Source organism: Planococcus chinensis, assembly GCF_042681545.1.
Classification (GTDB): domain Bacteria; phylum Bacillota; class Bacilli; order Bacillales_A; family Planococcaceae; genus Planococcus; species Planococcus chinensis.
The window spans coordinates 26202-45806 of sequence record NZ_JBHUFW010000007.1 but is presented as its reverse complement, the minus strand read 5'-3'; the positions used below and the strand labels follow the sequence as shown (position 1 = coordinate 45806).

Here is a 19605-nt window from a genome sequence, read left to right as displayed (position 1 = left end):
GCTTACACCTCCTCGATCTGCTGGCGGAGGAATTGTTCGTTATACCAACCATTTCTGTTCAGCAAATCTTCATGTGTTCCTTCTTCGATGATTTTGCCGTCATCGAGTACGACGATCCAGTCTGCGTGCTGCACGGCGGAAAGCCGGTGCGTCGTGATAATCGTCGTTTTTCCGGAACGTTCTTTTTGGATATTCTCAATGATTTTCGCTTCCGTCTTCGCATCCACGGCAGAGAGGGAATCGTCCAAGATGAGAATTTCCGGATTTTTAATAAGTGCCCGTGCAATCGAGATCCGCTGCTTTTGGCCGCCGGACAGTGCCACCCCTTTTTCTCCCACCAGGGTATCGAGGCCGTTCGGCATCATCGCCAAATCCTTCTCGAAATAGGAAAGGCGGATTGCTTCATCAATCTCTTCTTCGCTGGCATCCGATTTCCCGAACAGGATGTTTGCACGGATCGTGCGCGAGAACAGGACATGGTCCTGCGGCACGTAACCGATCCAGCTGCGGATCTGGTCTTTGGTCAATTGGTCCAGCTCAATGCCGTTCATCAAGATGGACCCTTCACCCGCCGGGTATTCACGCAGCAGCTGTTTGACGAACGTCGTTTTTCCGCTGCCTGTTTTCCCGACGATGCCGAGCGTCTGCCCGCTGTTCATGGACAAATTGATGCCTTGCAGGTTGATGGTGCTCGACTGCGGGTACGTAAAGCTGAAATCCCTGAATCCGATGCCTTCCGGTTTTCCGGTTTCTTCAGGCTTGGCTGGATCCACCACATCTTCTTTGTAGTCAAGGGTTTCATTGACCCGGTCAAGCGACGCGTTTCCGCGCTGCAGGATGTTGATCATTTCCCCGATGGCGAACATCGGCCAGACGATCATCCCGAGATAGACGTTGAATGCAACCAAGTCACCGAGCGTCATGGTCCCATCTGCCACCAGGAACGCACCATAGCCCAGGCCGATCATGTAGCTGAACGTTGTCAGCAATTTCGTCACCGGTGCGAACAAGGCATCGATCCGTTCGACCGCCATGTATTTTTCATAAACATCGTTGGTCATGTCCGAAAAGTCTTTTTCGGATCTGCGCTCCTGGACATAGGCACGAACGACGCGCACGCCGCCAATCGATTCCAAGACACTGTCGTTCATATCGCCGAATGCATCCTGGGCAGCTGTATAGCGCTCGTGGATCTTTTTGCCGAGCACTTGGACCACCAGCGCCAAGATCGGCAGCGGGATCAACGCCAGGAATGTCAATTCCCAGGACACGAGCATACCCATCGCGATAATGATCGTTGCCATGTACAAGGTGGAATCGACCAGTGTCAATATGCCGAAGCCGGCCGTTTCCGAGATGGCCCTCAAATCGTTCGTAGCACGGGCCATCAAATCCCCCGTCCGGTTCTTCTCATAGAATGTCGGGGTCATTTTCAGGAAATGGCCCATCAAACTGGAACGGAGCTGCCGCTCGATAACATATGCCCCCCCGAACAACTGGTATTGCCAGACAAAGTTGATGAAGTACGCCAGCACCATGGCAACCGCCAAAGCCCCAATATATTGCCACAAAAGAGTTGCCGACAGCTCCCCTTGCGCAATGGAATCGATCGCTAGCCCAATCAGCCAAGGCGGTACAATTTCCAGCACATTCGCAATCATCAACAGGCCTACGGCAATCGAGTACCGGAGCCAGTTTTCTCTAAAAAACCATTTTAATTTCCATAAAACACTGAACATCATTTACGCCTTCTTTCTTTTTTTGCCGTCCACTAGTCGCCTTCAAGCGATTCCTTGATCATGATTTTCCGTTTCTGAAGTTTTCTCATCTTCATTCTCTCCTTTGGTTTTTTTATATTTGAACAGCTTATAGCTGGGCAAACCATCCATGGGGCTTAGTCCTGGGGCTTCTGTCGCTGGAACCAAAAAACCGCGCACCTGTTTCTCAGGTGCGCGGGCACGAAAAAAAGACAGGTCAGCAGACCTGTCCCCAGAATTTCTAGTCACGAAATAAATTCAATGACAATTAAGAGGGAGGCCCGGCAATTGAATTAAATTGGATGAGTTTATAAATACAGTACGTTTCATTGCCGCAGCCTCCTTTTCCATTGATTTGGTAGTTCAAGAGTAACACTCGCATTTTTGAATTGTCAACGTTTTTCGAATAAATTTTATTTTCGATGATTGTGCCTTATGTTTCATTCTCCGGTGCAAGGGTAATTTAGAACTAAGAACTAAGGGAACGGAGTGGATCGCAATGTTTCACAATATCGCAGTAGCTTATGATGGATCGGATGGAAGCAAAATGGCTTTCAACCAAGCGATTGAAATGAAGAAAGTGCTGCCGGATGTAAAGCTGTCGGTCATCTACGTCAACGAAGAGTACAATGAGAATTTCCGGGCGGCCCGGATGAAGGACGCATCGGCGCCGGTTGTTTCGCCACAAGTCGACAGCACCTATGCCCAGTATATGCCGCCGGAAATCGGTGAAAATCACCACCGGGCGCCGAACGACCTTCGGCAGCCCGATGAATTCGAACATTCCTCCATCGAGTATTCGAAGCATATGCATAATGCCATTCAGCAGCAATTGGATGAAAAAGGCGTAGAAGCAGATGTGCTCGCACTCGAAGGAAGCGCCGGCAAGACAATCGCAGCGTTTATCGAAGAACAGAACATCGATTTATTGGTCATCGGCAACAGCGGAAAATCCGGATTGCAACGATTCTTTATCGGATCGGTCAGCAAAAAGTTGATAAAAGAATCGTCATGCTCGGTCCTAGTTGTCAAATAATTGATAGCCTCACCGGAAAAAGCAAGCAATTCAGCTTATCCGGGAGGCTATTTTTCATACCGATTCATATTATTATACAATAATTAGTCACATATTTATCAGTTTAGATTCGATATGCATGGGTAAACATTACTAAGAATAAAATAATAGAGTCGAGGAAGAAGGGAAGCAGCTATGTCTAAGCATACCGTATATTTTCTGTCTTCTCAGCAGCACCGAGGCCTAATGGCTGAAATATGGGCAAACCGCCTGGAACTTCCTGACTGGGACATCCGAAGCGCTGCCTGGGGACAGCCGTCATTTACCGAAACGCCTTTTGAAGTCATGAAAGAAATTGTCCTGCATATACCGAAAGTTGAACCGCGTTCCTACAATTCGCAGGAAGTGAGCCAGGCCGATCTCATTGTGGCCTTGCATGACAGCGAGTATGAAAGTGCCGACATCCCGGCGGACTTGCCGCAACAGAAGCTTTTAAGATGGGATATCCGAAATCCGGAACTCCGTTCATCCGATAAAAACGAGCAATGGGCTTTATACCAGGAAGTCTGTGATGAAATCGCCATGAACATAAAAAATCTTGAACCTTATTTCCGGTCTAATTATATGTAAAACCCTTCACTTGAACAGCCAGTGAAGGGTTTATTTTTTATTTATAGAGGACGGCGCGCACCGGGCTTCCTTCCGCTCCTGTAATTTTCAGCGGCAGTGCAGCCAATTGATAGACGCCAGCCGGCACATCATCAAGCACGATCCCTTCGAGGATGAAACGGCCGTGCTTGTTCATGGCCTGGTGCATCGGCAGCTCCTTGCTGGTTTCAGGATCGACGGAAGGCACATCGACGCCGAGAAGCCTGATGCCATGTTCCACAAGCCATTCTGCCAGTTCCGTTTCGAACAGCGGCCAATGGGGCGGGAACTTTTTCCGGTCGCTCCAGGAAGCCGTTTTGAGCAGGATTGTTGAAACTCCGGCTTCCGGCGCCGGCAAATCCTTCTTGGAAACGACGGACTTACCTTGGACATCGACCACTTGTGCCGTAGAGAGATAGACATCCAGCGGAAGCTCATCGATTTTCAATCCCTGAGCGTCATAATGATACGGCGCATCGACATGTGTGCCGATATGGGTGCTGGTTTTCAGTTCGCCGATATTGACCGAACCGCTTTGTTCCTGGGTGACTGAAAGCCGGTAACCGAATGCCGTATCGCCCGGCCATTCCGGCGTTGCAGCATTCAAATCCATCGAGATGTCATATAGTTCACGCGCCATCATGCCACCACATTTCGTTCATTGGTAAAGTTCTTGAAAAGTTCCTGGTCCATGATCCGCTTGAGCCTTCCGACCATGTCCTCGACATCCTGGAATGACGTATACAGCGCGATCGGCGCCAAACGGATGATATCCGGCGCGCGGAAATCCGGAACGACCCCTTCCGCTTTCAGCGCTTTGCAGATGCGCGCCGCTTCCTCATGCGCAAGTGCGATATGGCCGCCGCGCTCTTCGTCAGCGCCCGGCGTCACATCTTTCAGCATCGGCAGTTGCTCCGCTATAAGCTCCCGCATCAGACGGGTCAGCTCGAGCGACTTTTGCCGGACGTTTCCGATGCCCGCTTCTTCAAAAATTTCCACACTGCCGAGAAGAGGCGCCATGCTGAAGATGTTCGGCGTACCGACCTGGTATGCGCCGGCCCCGTCCGCTTTTACAAAGGAATGGTCCATATCGAATTGCTTCGCCTTGTCCGAACCGAACCATCCGGCAATTCCCGGAAGCAGGTGATGGTGGCGTTCATGGAGATATAGTCCGCCAGTCCCTCCCGGCCCGGAATTCATGTATTTGTAATGGCACCACACGGCAAAATCGACGCCATCGTCATGAAGTTCGTGCGGCAGGGCTCCGATCGAATGGGCGAGGTCGAAACCGACCAAAATCCCTTTTTCATGGGCTGCTTCCGTAATTTTCCGGATCGGCAAAAGCTGGCCGCTCCGATAAAGCACGGACGGCAGCAGCAAGACGGCTACATCTTCCGCCAGCCCTTCGGCAATGTCATCAAATGAAATCGTGTAGCCGTCCCGGCTCTTGACTTTGCGCATCGCCGTCTCCGGATTCTGTCCCCGCAAGCGCAAATGGCTCTCCACTGCATAAATATCAGACGGGAAATTCAGCTCATCCACCAAAATCACGGAACGCTCCGCCGACGGCTGATAAACCGTCGACAGCATCTGATGGATGTTCGATGTTATCGAACCTGTCACCATCACTTCATGGGCACCGGCCCCGACGAGCGGCGCAATCCGCTCGCTCAGATTTTCCGCCAGCGTGAACCAGGGATGCTCTCCTTCTGTCCAGCCTTCAATGCCATGGTGCTTCCAGCTTTCCGCCAAAGCGAAAAGCTTTTTTTCAGCCCGCTCCGACATCAGTCCGAGCGAATTCCCATCCATGTAGATCTGGTTTTCGGGCTGAAAAAATTCCTTTTTGAAGCGTGCCAACGTGTCTTTCTGATCCTGCTGTTTTATCTTTTCCACCTTGCATCCCCCTCATATTTCAAATTGCGTATGCCACTGCACCTAAAACTGCCGTCACCAAGACGACAATCCAGGGAGCCAATTTAAAATAGACTAACATTGCAAAGGCAGCTAGCGCAATTGCAAAATCAACCGGCCCGCGAATAGCGGATGTAAAAACCGGGTCATAGAGAGCAGCAAGCAAAATGCCTACTACAGCCGCATTGACGCCTTTTAATGCCGCCTGGACGCCCGGTTTTGTCCGGATCACACTCCAGAACGGCAAGGTCCCGATGACCAAAAGAAACGAAGGCAGGAACATCGCAATGACCGCAACAACCGCACCAAAACCGCCGTCCATCAACTGTCCAAGATAACCGCTTAAGGTGAAAAGCGGCCCGGGAACTGCTTGCGCCGCACCGTATCCGGAGATGAAAAGATCATCTGTCATCCACCCCGGGACAACTTCGCGTTCGAGCATCGGAAGCACCACATGCCCCCCGCCGAAAACGATGGATCCGACACGGTAGAAAATATCAAAAATTGCATAAAGCGCAGAGTCGATCGCCGGCCGCAGCAATGGCAGACCGATCAGGAGCCCCGCAAATATGCTCCAGGCCGCGATGCCTGTCTTTTTTCCGAATGTCAGTGCCAGCTTCACCGCTTCCGGCGCTTTCTCCTTCCGGAAGAGTGCGTAGCCGACAATCCCTGCGAGTATGATGATTCCAATCTGCGCCCAGGCTGTCGGAACCAGCAGAATCACTGCCGCAGCCGCCAAAGCGATGGTGATCCGGGTCAAATCCGGTGTCAGCGTTTTCGACATGCCCATCAATGCATGCGCAACTACCGCTACTGCGACAATCTTCAATCCATGGATCCATCCGCTGTCAAACCCTGCATTCGACACGAGCATGGCGAATAAAATCAGCAAAATGACCGATGGCATCGTGAACCCGAACCATGACAGGAAACCGCCGAATATTCCTCCTCTCAGCATGCCGATCGAAATCCCGACCTGTGAACTTGCGGGCCCCGGCAGGAATTGGCATAACGCCACCAAGTCCGCATAGGCTTTGTCATCCAGCCATTTCCGCTTCACTACGTACTCTTCCCGGAAATAGCCAAGATGGGCAGTCGGTCCGCCGAATGATGTGAGCCCCAGTTTGGTAGAAGCTTTTAAAATTTCCCCATAATTTCTTTTCGCCATATCGTTCTCCTTTGCATCAATAAATAATACCCCCTAAAAAGCATAACTGATTGCTTATGTAATTTCATCCTTCAACTTGATGCAGATTTCATTTCACCTGTAGCGGGTTGGCAGGTATTTTGCTATAATGAGAAAGCTTGAAAAAACATACTGCAGCGAACCCATAGGCAAATTGCTGTCAAAAGGCCTTATACGCTATGAAACAAATAAAATCAGAATTCTGACGAAACGGCTCTCTTTCGAGGGTCGTTTCCCTTTGTTTAAGAGACTTGGAGGCGGGAAACTTTATGGAAGTATATACAAATTTGCGCAAAGGGGAAAAAGGGGCTTGGATCTCCATTGGCGCCTACATTTTCCTGAGCGCCATCAAGCTCGCGTTCGGTTTTGCGGGTTCTTCGGAAGCGCTGAAAGCGGACGGGCTGAACAACTTGACCGATATAATCGCTTCCGTCGCGGTTCTTGTGGGGCTGCGGATATCCCAGAAGCCGCCGGATGAGAACCATCATTACGGCCATCTCCGGGCAGAGACAATCGCTTCCTTGCTGGCTTCGTTCATCATGGCCGTCATCGGGCTCCAGGTTTTGATCGACGCCGTACGGGGCTTTTTCGAACCCGCCGAATCGGTCCCTTCCCTGTATACCGCCGGCATCGCCTTTTTCAGCGCAATCGTCATGTATGCGGTTTATCGCTACAACATGAAACTGGGCAATGAAATTAAAAGTGCAGCTGTCCGGGCAGCCGCGCATGACAACCGTTCGGATGCGCTTGTTAGCATCGGAGCAGGCATCGGGATTATCGGGGCGGTCTTTGGTGCCCCAATCCTCGACGTCATCACCGCCTTTATCGTCGGGCTCCTCATCATCAAAACGGCCATCGACATCTTCAAAGAAGCCGTGTGGACGCTGACCGACGGCTTCCTGGAAGACGAAGTGGAAACGATGTCGGTCCTGGTCCGGAAAGTTCCGGGTGTCGGCGTCCTGCGGGATTTCAAAGGCCGGAACCATGGAAATGTGATGTTTATCGATTTGACGATTGCGGTGGACCCGTCGTTGAATGTTGTAGAAAGCCATTGGATTACGGAAGAAATCGAACGGAAGATCCACAAAATCAAACCGAATTGCGTCATTCTTGTCCACATTGAACCCGATTTTGAAAGTCCGGAATCGGATTTCGAGTAATCAACACAGGTATTTTTCTTAAAAAAAGAGCTGTTCCCGAATGGGAACAGCTCTGAGCTTGTAGACAAAAGAATAATTTTTCAATTCGATGAATAAAACTAATAGAAGCTGTGTTGGATCCTCCACTTCAGGCGGACGCTTTCCGTTACAGATCCTGAAGCCAGCGGCTTGTTCCCAGCAGGCCAAAGCAGGATTAGTATTCTTAGCTCCTCTATCAGATACAGATGACGCTCCCGACCGGGCTGGCTACGGAGACTCCTGTGGGAGCAGCGAAGCGACTCGAGCTGAAGACCCTGGACTGAGCGAAGCGACTCGAGCTGAAGACCCTGGACTGAGCGAAGCGAGGGAAGCGAGGGAAGCCGAGCCCACGGAAAGCGAAGTGGCCAGCCCGGTCGGGCTTATACATCTCTATTCATTCAATTTAAACTTTGTCTACAATCTGAGAGCTGTTCCCGAATGGGAACAGCTCTTTTTCATTACCGTGCTGCTGTATGGGCATGATCGTCCTTTTCCGGGAACACGCTGCGGTCGAGGTATTTGTGGAAAAACCATTCGCCGCCGCCGATGAGAAGAGCGGAAACGATAGCAGGAGTTGCGATGTTGACATCGTTGCCCACCAAAGCCTCACCCATCACCCAGATAACAAGGAATGCGACCACGATATCAGCAACAGTGGCAATGGCATTGCGTTTGTTTTGTTCTGCACGGTTTCCAGCTTTGCGGAAAACCATCAGATCACCCATGGCATATGCGATGATTGTCAGAGCCAAACTGATCCAAAGCGTATCGGCAAGCGGTACATCAAACATGAGCGTCAGGATGATAAATAAGACTGCAGCAATCATGACAAACTTTATCGCCAAAGCTTTTACGTGGTTCATAGCTCTACCCTCCCTAGTTTCTACTACTCTATAAATACCCCTTCCCTTCGCAAAACAAGCATTAAATTAATAAAATAATATTTATTTATCATTCTGATTTATAGGGTTTGCTGCCAGCTGGATGCCGTTCTCGAACAGCAGCCGAGCGATTGCATGCCGCAGTCGGCTTTCGAGTTTCTCCTTCATTTCAATGGTCGTGACATGGACTTCAAGCTGCAGGTCCAATGCGGAATTCCGGAATCCGACAAACTGAATATCAGGTTCTTTATCCGGTATGCCCTTCACGTTTTGCATCTCTTGTGCGGCCGCTTCGCTTAAAAGTTCGGCGACTCGTTCCGTGTCGCTGCCGTAAGCGACGCTTACCACCACCCGGGCCATCAGTTCAGCGCTCGAGCGGTTTTTGACAATCTGTTCAATAAAGTATTGGTTAGGCACCACAAGCGTTCCATCTTTTAGCGTCTCCACAATTGTCGAACGCAATTTGATTTTGGAAATGCGGCCGATTTTCTTATCGATTTCCACCATCTCCCCGACTTCCATCGGGCGTTCAAACAAAATGATAATCCCGGAAACGAAATTCGCCGCGATATTGCGCACACCAAAACCGATTCCGATTCCAAGCACACTGAAGACCACCCCGATGGCCGTCAGATCAAGCCCGACCGTCGTAAAGCTCAAAGCCAGCGCCATGAACATCACGATATAATAGATCAGCCGGTTGATGGTATAACTCAGCCCGACATCAACGTCAAACTGCTCGTAGAAAAAAGGCATGACGTAGCTATTGAACGCTTTTACAAGCCGGCTCATGAACGTGACAATCATGACAGCGACCACAATCAGGAAGATGGACACTTCGACGCCTTCTGTTTCATAGAAAGGCGTGAACAGCCATTTTTCCCTTGAAAAATAATAAAGGAAAAAGAGGATAGCACCATAAATGGCCAATAAATTCAAAACGTCTTCTATGATCGGATAAACGCGGTCCCTAAAAGACCGGCCCTTTGTCAAAAAGCGGATAAGCCAGAGCACAGCGGATTTCACAATAAAAATCAATGCCAGGTATACGAAAAACAGAAAAAATTCCACTAGAGATAAATCTTTTAAAAAAGCAATGCCTTCAAACAACTGGTTGTTCGGCATGGTGCCCCTCCTTTCTTGGGCCGTTGCCCAATTATCAACATTCCGCTTCCACCGTCTCATTTCCCGTTATGGCTGCCAGTTCATCGACTCTTTTTTGAAGATACTCGCGGTCGAGCGACTTGAGCTCCACATCTTGAAGGGCCTCGAGAATATATAGTTCTGTTTTCCAGATGGTCTCATGCCGAATATCCGGGGCAATCGAAGCTGCGACAATCAAGGCATCGGTCATAGCGGAAAACACCGAAATGTCCTGCTTGGAATGGTAAGTGATCTGATAAAAAGCCTTGTATAAAATATCACTGAAAGAAGAGAATCGATACAACAGCCGGCTTTTTCCCTTTTCATCCGTCAGTACCAGCCCATCTGTCTTCAAATGCCCCACCTGCCCCAGAAGATGGCCCAACCGCATCAGAATGTCATTTGCCGTATTCGGATCCTGCCGGCCGGGGGAAGTTGCCCGAATGGCCACTTCGACGATTTTCTGGATGGAATAGCCCAGGTCCTCTTCTGCCGTCCGTTCGTCCCCGATCGTGATAAAAGGTTTTTCCGGCTGAAGATTCCCGGTTTTCGAATAGACGCTCATGACCGGTTTTCCTTCAAAAACGTATTCCCCGATTTTCACAATGATTTCAACTTGCGCATCGTTCCCTTCCGCCTAATCTTCCAATTTCGTTAAATCGACAAACTGGATATAACCCGATGTTTCCGCCTTCACTTTCAAACTTTTCCCTTCCGGACGCCACTCATCGAGCGACAGGTGCTTCTTTTCATACAGCTTTTGGTATTCGTCAATGATTTCTTCAGCATCTGCCATCAATTTATTGATCAACGTGCTGACTTGGACATTCGCCGCTACAAAATGGATATAGTAGGCAAACGCCGCGATACAGATGAAAACCACCCCAATGCCGATCGCTGTAGAAAGGATTTCATGATCAAAGACATCTTTTTGCATATAGAGGAGTGAAAGCATATTGAAGATGAACCCGCCCAGGAAAATGCCGAGGACGTGCCGGGTGGTGGAACTGCGGATGAAATTTTCAGGGGCTCGCGGGGAAAATTGTGAAGCGTACATCGTCAAAACTACCAGCACCGTTGAAAAAGTGAATGTGGTCATCGTCAGCATCGCTGCCGCCAGGATTCCAAGGATGGTCTGTCCGGCCTCAACATCGGTGAGAAATACTGAAGGAATCGCATCAATAAAAAGCTCGATGATATACAGATCAAAATAAAAAGCTGCCAGTGATAAGATCAAGGCCCCCAAACTGTACAATGCCGGTGTAATCCAGATTTTTTCTTTGAAGATGTATGAAATCGGCTTCACGCGCACCCCTTCTTCCATTCCTGCATTTCCCCCTGTTTTCCCTTTCCTTTCTGCAGACAAACTAGTCATTATAAAAGGCCGGACTATTCGTCCGGCCTTTTGCGATCATAAGTTGACTGACAGCTCCTTGACCCCGCGGACAATCATGCCCGGCCGCCAGGACAATTCGCTCTCATCCACTGCCAGGCGAATGTTTCCGAAACGGGACAGCAGGCTTGAAATGGCAATCTCTCCTTCGAGCCGTGCAAGCGGCGCACCCAGGCAAAAATGGATGCCCATGCCGAATGCCAGATGCGGGCTCTTTTCCCGCAAAACATCGAACCGGTCCGGCGCCTCGAACTTTTCCGGATCATGGTTCGCAGCGTTCAAGGCCACCACGACGACATCTCCCCGGTGGATCCTTTTTCCCCGGAATTCCAGGTCTTCGCTTGCCCAGCGCGACGTGCTGAATTCCACCGGCCCATTGAAGCGGAGCGATTCCTCTATCGCTTGAGGTACCAGCTCCGGCTGCTCCCTCAGCATGTCCTGCTGATCAGGATATGCCATCAGGGCAAGGACCGTATTGCCGATCAGGTTCACGGTCGTCTCGTGGCCGGCGATGATCAGCAGCGAAACCAAACCGTATAATTCTTTCTCGGAGAGCCGGTCGCCTGCCTCTTCTGTCTCGATCAATTTGCTGATCAAGCTGCCATCCGGATTGGCTCGGACCTTCTGGAACCACTGGCCAAGGTATTCGATAAACTGGGTCATATGCTGATAGACGCTGACGCCCGCTTCTCCGCTGGTACCTTCGATCAGCGAATTGGACCAGAGCCGGAATTTATCGCGGTCTTCGGCAGGCACGCCTAAAATCTCACAGATGACAATGATGGGGAGCGGGAACGCAAATTCATCAATGAGGTCCACATCCTTCTTTCCTTCCAGACCATCCAGAAGAGTGTCCGTGATTTCCTGTATGCGTCCGCGCATGCCCGAAATCATTTTCGGCGTGAACGCTTTTTGTGCCAGTCCCCTTAGGCGCTTATGGTCCGGCGGGTCGGAAAAAAGCATGTTTTGGGTGAAGACGGACATGCCGTCCATGCTGCCGCCGTAAAGCTTCGAAAAGTCCTTGATAAACCGGGCATCCTTGAGAACCGCTGCTCCGTCTTCATAACCGGTCACCAGCCAGCCCCGCTGCCCGTCCTGAAAATGCACATAATGGACCGGATCCATTTCCCGCAATTTCGAATATGCCGGATAGGGATTGCGGATAAAATCCGCTGTAAACAATTCTTCGGTCATTTTCTTCGCCTCCTTTTGTATCCTATACCCGGCCAGCTCTCGGACCTTATCGGTCCTTCGCCTTAATTTGCACGACAAAATAAAAAAAGCCGGAAAACCGGCTTTTGCTTATAAGCTAAGGGTTCCGGCACCGAATAATTTCTTCGGATTTTCCAGGAACATTTTGTCCAGCTGCTGCTCCGTGATGCCCGCTTTTTTCAGTGCCGGGACAACGGTCTCAAACAGATGGGTCGGATGCCAATTTGCAATTCCCGCCTCGGCTGCAGGCGGAATGACCGGCGGGCGGCCAAGCCAGACGCTGATGGAATCATGGGACAGCATAATCTGGTCCTCATAGCCGTCGTTCAGCAATTCCAGCAAGGTGTCGATGCGCTGCTCATCAAACGGTGCGCCTACCATCCCTTGAAGGCCGAAACGGTCGAATGCAATGCTGACGCCGGTCTCTAAAGCGCGGCGGTGGTAATCGGCATCCGTATTGCCGCACATATGCCCGATAACGATGCCTGCCGGATTCGCGCCGAGCCCGACGAGGAACTCCGCCTGTTCCGGCCCCATCGTCCCTTCCTGCGTATGCGTCAAAATTGTAATCCCTGTTTCTTTCTGTGCATCGACTGCCGCTGTGAAGAACATTTTTTCATAATCCGTGATGGCATCCTTGCTCGAAGCAAGCTTGATGATCCCCGGCTTGATGCCGGTCCCTCCGATGCCATCTTTGATTTCCTTTGAAAACATTTCGCCGATTTCCTGCGGGGCGCTGCCGAGCGACGCGCGGAACTTGAAATACGGCGTCGCCCCTTCGCCTTCATAATAATAGCCTGTGGCGCATATGATTTGCAGCCCGCTCCGTTCAGAAATCTCCTTTAGCACATCCGGATCGCGGCCGCACTCATTCGGCGTCGGATCCACAACGGTCTTAACGCCATGGGCCATCATTTTCTCCGCCGCTGCCACGCCTGCAGCGACCGCTTCCTCGCGGTTGAACGGCCCGAGCGTCAGATCACCCTGAAAACCCGGATAGCCGAAGATGAAATGTTCATGAATCAGCGTTTTCCCCATCTCTTCAGGCGCAATCGGACCCGTCACTGTTTCCACTCTTTTTTCCATTTATAAAACCTCCCCCGATTTCTGTTTTTCTTCATCCTGCAGTTTGCGCCACAGAATCTTCCCGCTGCTGGTTGTCGGGAAGCTCGTACGGAATTCGATCACGCGCGGGTATTTATAGGCAGCCATCTCACCTTTTGCCCATTCGATGATTTCCGTTTCCGTCACTTCGCCTTCTTTGCCTTCGTGCAAAATGACAAACGCTTTGACCGTCTCTCCCCGGCGCGGATCGGGGATGCCGACCACACATGCCTGCTGGATTGCCGGATGCTTATAAAGCAGCGATTCCACTTCCGTCGGCCATACTTTGAAGCCGGCCGCATTGATCATGCGCTTGACGCGGTCCACGAGGAAGAAATAGCCTTCCTCATCCATCCGGACAATATCGCCAGTGCGGAAAAATGGCACTCCATCGAGTTCGATGAAAGCACTGCGGTTTTCGTCATCCCGGTTGAAATAGCCTTGGAACACCTGCGGCCCTCTGACGACCAGCTCCCCTTCTTCCCCATGTCCCAGCATCCGTCCGGTTGAAGGATCGATGACGCGGGCATCCACATCAAACGAAGGAATGCCGAGGCATTGCAGTTTCGGCCGATCGGGCGGATTGAAATGCGTTTGGGAAATCGTCTCGGACAAACCGTAGCCTTCCACATACTTCAGTCCGGTGATTGCTGTCAGTTTTTCGCCGACAGCGGCCGGGAGCGGCGCCCCCCCGCCGCTCACCACTTGAAGCGATGACAAATCGTATTTCCCCAGATCCGGATTGGACAGAAAATCGACGACCATCGTGCTGATATTCGTCCAGTGGGTGCAGCCATACCTTTCGATCACTTTGGCCGCATAATTGCGGTCCCAGCGCGTCAGCATGACTATTTCCGCGCCGCCGTAGATTGGCGCATGCATGCTGTGGACCATGCCGGTGACATGGAACAGCGGCAGCGTTCCCAGCACCACGACATCTGATGTCGTGTTCATCCAATGGTAAGTGCCTGCGATATTGGCCTGGACAGACCGGTTCGTATGCACACAGCCTTTCGGCAGCCCGGTCGTACCGGACGTATACGGCATCACCGCGATATCTTCCGGGACACCGCTGTATTCCGAAGGAACATCCCCCGAACTGATCGCCGTCCTCCAGGAAACGGCACCTTCCAATGTCCTGGCCGCTTCCGCTGCAGCCGGCGGGAGCCCTTCTTCTTCTCCGGCATATTCGGAATAGGCCGCAGCGATTACAGCCTTCAGTGCCGCGGATTCTTCAAGTTCTTGTACACGGTCGTACAATTCCTGGCCGACAATGCCGATGCGGATGCCGCCGTCTTTGATATAAAATGCCAATTCCTCCGCTGTATTCATCGGATTGACGGGAACGACGATTCCCCTTATGCGCAAGATGGCGTAATAGCTGATCAGGAACTGGGGCGAATTCTGCATGAAGAGCAGGATGCGCTCCCCTTTTTCCGCTCCGAGCCCTTTCTCCAAAAAGCCGGCCAAGGCTTCCACTTGCTGCTCAATCTCCCGGTAAGTATAACGCGCTCCATAATAGACAAGTGCGGTCTTGTGCGGGTACTTTTTGGCGGAAATCGCCAGATTGTCATAAATGGTGGTTTCCGGGACGGTCAATGATTTTGAAACCCGTTTCGGCCAAAATTCAAAATGAGCTTTGTTCATCCATCTTCCCCCTTCACGGTTATCTCCTGGCAGGCGTCAACGCACTTCCAACTCTTTCGAAAAATCCGGTTTGCGTTTTTCCTTGAACGCCGCCACCCCTTCCAAATGGTCTTCGGTCGTCACCATCATCGCCTGCGTGATGCGCTCCTGCTCCAAAATCTCGGGCAGGCCGGAAACTGCCGCTTGGTCGGCAATCTTCTTCAATTGTCCGAACGCTTTCGACGGACCGGCGGCCAGGCGGGCGGCCAGTTTCAAAGCCCCTTGCTCCAGTTGATCCGCCGGGAACAATTCATTGACGATGCCCCATTCGTGCGCTTGCATGGCCGTGATCGGTTCTGCAGTGAAGAACAGCTGCTTCGCCCGGTATGGGCCGATCAAGCGAGGCAGAAAATAAAGGCCGCCGCCATCTGAAATCAGCCCTACTTGTGCAAAGCTCATGACGAACTTGCTGTCTTCCGCCGCCAGGATCAGGTCGGATGCCAACGCCAAATTGAACGCCGCTCCCGCTGCAAAACCATGGACAGCGGCAATAATCGGCTTTTCCAATGCGCGCATGGCGAGCACCAGCTCATTCAATTTCCCGATATGTTCATACGTTTCAACCGGTCCCGCCTGCCCCATCGTCTTGACGTCACCGCCGGCTGAAAAAGAGCGGCCGGAACCTGACAGGACGACAGCACCGATTTCGGGATTCGCTCCTGCCGCTTTGATTTCTTCGGTAAGGCGCAGGATCATTTCCGGACTGAATGAGTTCAAGCTTTCAGGGCGGTTCAATTGCAGCGACAGCACCGCGTTTTCTACTTTCACCAATAAGTGTTCATTTGCCATCTAAAATTCCTCCTCAAGTTTTAATCGGATTTGCCGTGCCTATCGACAACGAGTTTGCCGGCTTCCAGCCAAGGCACAAAATCAACCAAGCCCGTTTCAGCAATAAAATCAATCTCTTCTTCAAACCCGTAGCCGATCAGCATCTCCCCGACCCGGGTGTCTTTCAGCAGCCGGCTGGCCCAATCCTTATTCGACACGTAGAAAATGCGCGCCGCCTTGGCCGCATCTGTCATTTCCCAATGGGCGGTTTCGTTCATCAGGCAATCGATGAAATAGCCGGCCCCGAAAAAATCCTCCAAACAGAATTCGCCGCCCGAACCGGAACAAACCGCGACGACAGTCTCCCCTTGATGGCCGGCTGCAATTTTCGCAGCTGCCGCCTTCCCGTTCAACAGTGAGGCGGTATAGACTTTATTGGCATTTGCCGCTTTGCGGATTGCCACCGTGCCGTTTGTGGTCGACAAGACGACGGTCTTGCCGATGATTTCGTTCTTTAATTGAAGCGGATTCGGGTCCAGGAAGCCTTCGATTGTCCTGCCGTTATATTCACCGACCAGGCAGAAACTTCCGGGCGCCCGGCCGATGGCCTCTCTTCTCGCTTCGTCCCCGTCAAGGACCGGGATCACTTCTTTTGCGCCATGCCAGAAGCAGGCGGCAATGGTCGACGTCGCCAGCAGCACATCGAATATGACCGCAGTCTTGTCTTTTTGCATTTTCGCTGCATCGATTTCCTCTTTTTTCAAAAGCAGGTGAAGTTTCGGCACGTGTTCACTTCCTCTTAACAGGTATGAAAAAAATGGAACAGCTGCTGTGTGCCTGCTGTCCCTTTGTCCACCTGTGCGTCTTTATTTCGCCGCTTCTTCGCGAAGCGCACGGCGCAGGATTTTCCCTACATTGGTCTTTGGCAATTCGCTGCGGAACTCCACCAGTTTCGGCACTTTATAAGCCGCCATTTTTTCTTTCGCCCAGTCGATGATCTGCTCTTCAGTCGCTTCCTGGCCCGCTTTTTTCACGATGATCGCCTTGACGCTCTCTCCGCGGTAAGGGTCTGCTACACCGATTGCCACCGCTTCCTGCACAGCCGGATGTTCATACAGCACTTCTTCGATATCGCGCGGATAGACGTTATAGCCGCTTGAAAGGATCATGTCCTTTTTCCGGTCGACAATATAAACGTAGCCATCTTCATCCATCGTGGCGATATCTCCTGTATACAGCCACCCGTCGCGCAGCGCATTTTCGGTTTCTTCCGGCATATTCCAGTACCCTTTCATCACTTGCGGCCCACGGATCACGATTTCGCCCTTTTCGCCGCGCGGCACTTCCCCTTCCCCAGTCGCCAAATCCACCACTTTGTATTCGGTCGACGGCATGCCGATCCCGATGCTGCCCGGCTTCCGCTCAGCGAACGGGGGATTGCAATGCGTCGTCGGCGATGCTTCCGATAAACCGTAGCCTTCGAGAATCTTCGCGCCCGTCTTACGCTCGAATTCTTTCATCGTCTCCACAGGCATCGGCGCGCTTCCGCTATTACAGATACGGATGCTGTCGATTCCATATTTCTCCGCCTCCGGATGGTTGGTGATGGCGATGTACATCGTCGGCACCCCCGGGAACGTCGTCGGCTGTTCCTGTTTGATCGTCTCGAGCACCTCCTGGAGGTCAAAGCGCGGCAGAAGGATGTTTTTCGATCCATTCAAAATGGATAAATTCATCGCCGCTGTCATCCCGAACACATGGAACAAGGGAATGACCGTCAGGCAGCTTTCCTCGCCGTAAGTCACTTCTTCCTTGAAAAATTCCTGGGATTGTTGCGCATTCGCCGTAATATTGCGGTGCGTCAGCATAGCGCCTTTGGAAAGGCCCGTCGTGCCGCCGGTATACTGCAGTACAGCTACATCTTCAGCCGGATCGATGGCGACCGGCTCCACACGGCCGTCGCCTTGCCCTAAAAAGTACTCGAACAGGACTGCACCTTCAAGCTGCGGCTTTTCCGCATCAAAGGAGACGACGATAATGTTCTTCAACTTCGTATGCGGCGCGATTCCCTGGATCCGCGGGAGCAAGGGTGCATAGACGACGATCGTTTCCGCCCCGGAATCATTCAGCAGGTAAATCAGTTCTTTTTCAAGCAGCATCGGATTGACCTGCGTAACGATGGCGCCTGCCTTCAAAATGCCGAAATACGAAATGGCGTATTGCGGACAATTCGGCAGCATCAATGCCACCCGATCGCTTTTCACAATGCCGGATTTCTGGAGAGCCGAAGCAAATGCGTTCGATAAGCCATAAAACTCCTGATAGCTGATTTCCTTCTGATAAAACTTCAGCGCCACATTGTCCGGAATCCGTGCAGCTGTTTCTGCAAGGAATTCCGGCATGGTCTTCTCCGGAAATTCCATTTCTGTCCGGATGCCTTCCGGAAAATGCTTGGACGCAATATGTTCGATTGTCATTTCTTTCCCCCGCCCTTGTTTTATTTTTGGCTGTACTTGTTCATTTCCAGTTTGGCAATCTGGTTGCGGTGCACTTCATCCGGTCCGTCCGCGAGGCGCAGCGTACGCGAATTGGCCCATTGCGCTGCGAGCGTAAAGTCATCGCTGACGCCGGCGGCTCCGAATGCTTGGATCGCCCGGTCGATTACGCGGAGCGCCATATTCGGCGCCGTCACTTTGATCATGGCGATTTCCGCTTTCGCTTCTTTATTGCCGACGGTGTCCATCATATACGCGGCTTTTAGCGTCAGAAGCCGCGCCTGCTCGATTTCAATGCGCGAATCGGCGATCCATTCACGGACGACGCCCTGGTTTGCAAGCGGCTTTCCGAATGGCGTCCGCTCCTGGACACGGATGCACATTTCCTCCAGCGCCCGTTCTGCGGCACCGATCAGCCGCATGCAATGATGGATGCGGCCCGGGCCCAAGCGGCCTTGGGCGATGGCGAAGCCTTTCCCCTCGCCCCACAGCATATTGCCTGCCGGCACGCGTACATTGTCGAATGTGATTTCTGCATGGCCATGCGGCGCATGGTCATAGCCGAATACCGGCAAGAGGCGTTCGATTTTCACGCCCGGAGCGTCCAGCGGCACAAGGATCATGGATTGCTGTTCGTGGCGTGCGGCATCCGGATCGTTCTTGCCCATGACGATGGCGATTTTGCAGCGCGGATCCCCGGCGCCAGACGACCACCATTTCCGCCCGTTGATTATGTATTCATCGCCATCCCGTTTGATCGACGCTTCGATGTTGGTTGCATCACTCGACGCGACATCCGGTTCCGTCATCGAAAAACAGGAACGGATCTCACCGGCAAGGAGCGGTTTCAGCCATTTCTCTTTCTGCTCTTCGGTGCCGTATCGCACCAACACCTCCATATTGCCGGTATCCGGCGCGTTGCAGTTGAAGATTTCCGGTCCGATCAGCGAACGCCCCATGATTTCACAAAGCGGCGCATATTCCTGATTTGTCAGTCCGGCGCCGTACTCGCTTTCCGGCAGGAACAGATTCCATAAGCCGGCATCCTTCGCCTTCTTTTTCAGTTCCTCCATGATCGGGGGAATCTCCGACCAGCGATCGGCCTGGGCATTCAACTGCTGTTCAAAGAGCTTTTCGTTCGGGTAGACATTCTCCTCCATAAACTGCGTCAATTGTTGCTCCAACTTTTTCGTCTTCTCTGAATAGGAAAAATCCATCTGTGCTTCCA

16 protein-coding genes and 1 pseudogene are annotated in these 19605 nt (G+C 51.8%); 3 read left to right on the top strand and 14 right to left on the bottom strand.

Annotated elements, in window-relative coordinates:
• Positions 1-2: 2 nt before the first annotated feature.
• Entirely contained in the window at positions 3-1739 is a 1737-nt protein-coding gene (locus tag ACFSDB_RS10165; protein WP_204892976.1) for an ABC transporter ATP-binding protein, read from the bottom strand.
• Positions 1740-2256: 517 nt separating this feature from the next.
• Here ACFSDB_RS10165 and ACFSDB_RS10160 point away from each other — a divergent pair.
• Complete coding sequence (locus ACFSDB_RS10160; protein ID WP_204892974.1) at positions 2257-2793, top strand: universal stress protein; 537 nt, start codon at positions 2257-2259, stop codon at positions 2791-2793.
• Positions 2794-3018: 225 nt separating this feature from the next.
• On the top strand, positions 3019-3402 hold the full coding sequence (locus ACFSDB_RS10155) for a phosphatase (protein ID WP_377339976.1): 384 nt from the start codon (positions 3019-3021) through the stop codon (positions 3400-3402).
• 37 nt (positions 3403-3439) lie between these two features.
• Here the strand turns inward: ACFSDB_RS10155 and kynB are convergent, their stop codons facing one another.
• Genes kynB through chrA form a run of 3 tightly spaced genes read right to left on the bottom strand, consistent with a single transcriptional unit; the run spans position 3440 to position 6499 of the window.
• Positions 3440-4060 carry an arylformamidase gene (gene kynB, locus ACFSDB_RS10150; protein ID WP_204892972.1) on the bottom strand — a complete coding sequence of 207 codons (621 nt, stop codon included), beginning with the start codon at positions 4058-4060 and terminating at the stop codon, positions 3440-3442.
• A complete protein-coding gene (kynU, locus tag ACFSDB_RS10145; RefSeq protein WP_204892971.1) occupies positions 4060-5313 on the bottom strand; it encodes a kynureninase in 1254 nt (417 codons plus the stop codon). Before kynU ends, kynB begins: the two co-directional genes overlap by 1 nt.
• Positions 5314-5332: 19 nt before the next feature.
• Positions 5333-6499: a chromate efflux transporter gene (gene chrA / locus ACFSDB_RS10140; RefSeq protein ID WP_204892970.1), complete on the bottom strand. Its 1167-nt coding sequence runs from the start codon at positions 6497-6499 to the stop codon at positions 5333-5335.
• Positions 6500-6786: 287 nt separating this feature from the next.
• On the opposite strand from chrA, the gene ACFSDB_RS10135 reads away from it, so the two are divergent.
• Positions 6787-7677, top strand: a complete 891-nt coding sequence (locus tag ACFSDB_RS10135; protein WP_204892969.1) for a cation diffusion facilitator family transporter — start codon at positions 6787-6789, stop codon at positions 7675-7677.
• A 476-nt stretch (positions 7678-8153) separates the two neighbouring features.
• Here the strand turns inward: ACFSDB_RS10135 and ACFSDB_RS10130 are convergent, their stop codons facing one another.
• The 10 genes and pseudogenes from ACFSDB_RS10130 to ACFSDB_RS10085 form a co-directional block, all read right to left on the bottom strand.
• A complete protein-coding gene (locus tag ACFSDB_RS10130) occupies positions 8154-8558 on the bottom strand; it encodes a YndM family protein (protein WP_204892968.1) in 405 nt (134 codons plus the stop codon).
• Positions 8559-8639: 81 nt separating this feature from the next.
• Complete coding sequence (locus ACFSDB_RS10125) at positions 8640-9701, bottom strand: mechanosensitive ion channel family protein (RefSeq protein ID WP_204892967.1); 1062 nt, start codon at positions 9699-9701, stop codon at positions 8640-8642.
• A 34-nt stretch (positions 9702-9735) separates the two neighbouring features.
• Positions 9736-11043, bottom strand: a pseudogene (locus ACFSDB_RS10120) (DUF2254 domain-containing protein).
• An 87-nt stretch (positions 11044-11130) separates the two neighbouring features.
• A complete protein-coding gene (locus tag ACFSDB_RS10115) occupies positions 11131-12306 on the bottom strand; it encodes a cytochrome P450 family protein (RefSeq protein WP_204892964.1) in 1176 nt (391 codons plus the stop codon).
• A 108-nt stretch (positions 12307-12414) separates the two neighbouring features.
• Positions 12415-13410, bottom strand: a complete 996-nt coding sequence (locus ACFSDB_RS10110) for a phosphotriesterase family protein (RefSeq protein ID WP_204892963.1) — start codon at positions 13408-13410, stop codon at positions 12415-12417.
• Entirely contained in the window at positions 13411-15075 is a 1665-nt protein-coding gene (locus ACFSDB_RS10105) for a long-chain fatty acid--CoA ligase (protein WP_204892962.1), read from the bottom strand. It lies immediately after the preceding gene.
• Between the two features lie 36 nt (positions 15076-15111).
• Complete coding sequence (locus ACFSDB_RS10100; protein WP_204892961.1) at positions 15112-15903, bottom strand: enoyl-CoA hydratase/isomerase family protein; 792 nt, start codon at positions 15901-15903, stop codon at positions 15112-15114.
• Between the two features lie 20 nt (positions 15904-15923).
• Entirely contained in the window at positions 15924-16667 is a 744-nt protein-coding gene (locus tag ACFSDB_RS10095) for a 2-phosphosulfolactate phosphatase (protein ID WP_204892960.1), read from the bottom strand.
• Positions 16668-16748: 81 nt separating this feature from the next.
• On the bottom strand, positions 16749-18359 hold the full coding sequence (locus ACFSDB_RS10090; protein ID WP_204892959.1) for a long-chain-fatty-acid--CoA ligase: 1611 nt from the start codon (positions 18357-18359) through the stop codon (positions 16749-16751).
• Between the two features lie 20 nt (positions 18360-18379).
• Positions 18380-19594: an acyl-CoA dehydrogenase gene (locus tag ACFSDB_RS10085; protein WP_204892958.1), complete on the bottom strand. Its 1215-nt coding sequence runs from the start codon at positions 19592-19594 to the stop codon at positions 18380-18382.
• Positions 19595-19605: the final 11 nt, after the last annotated feature.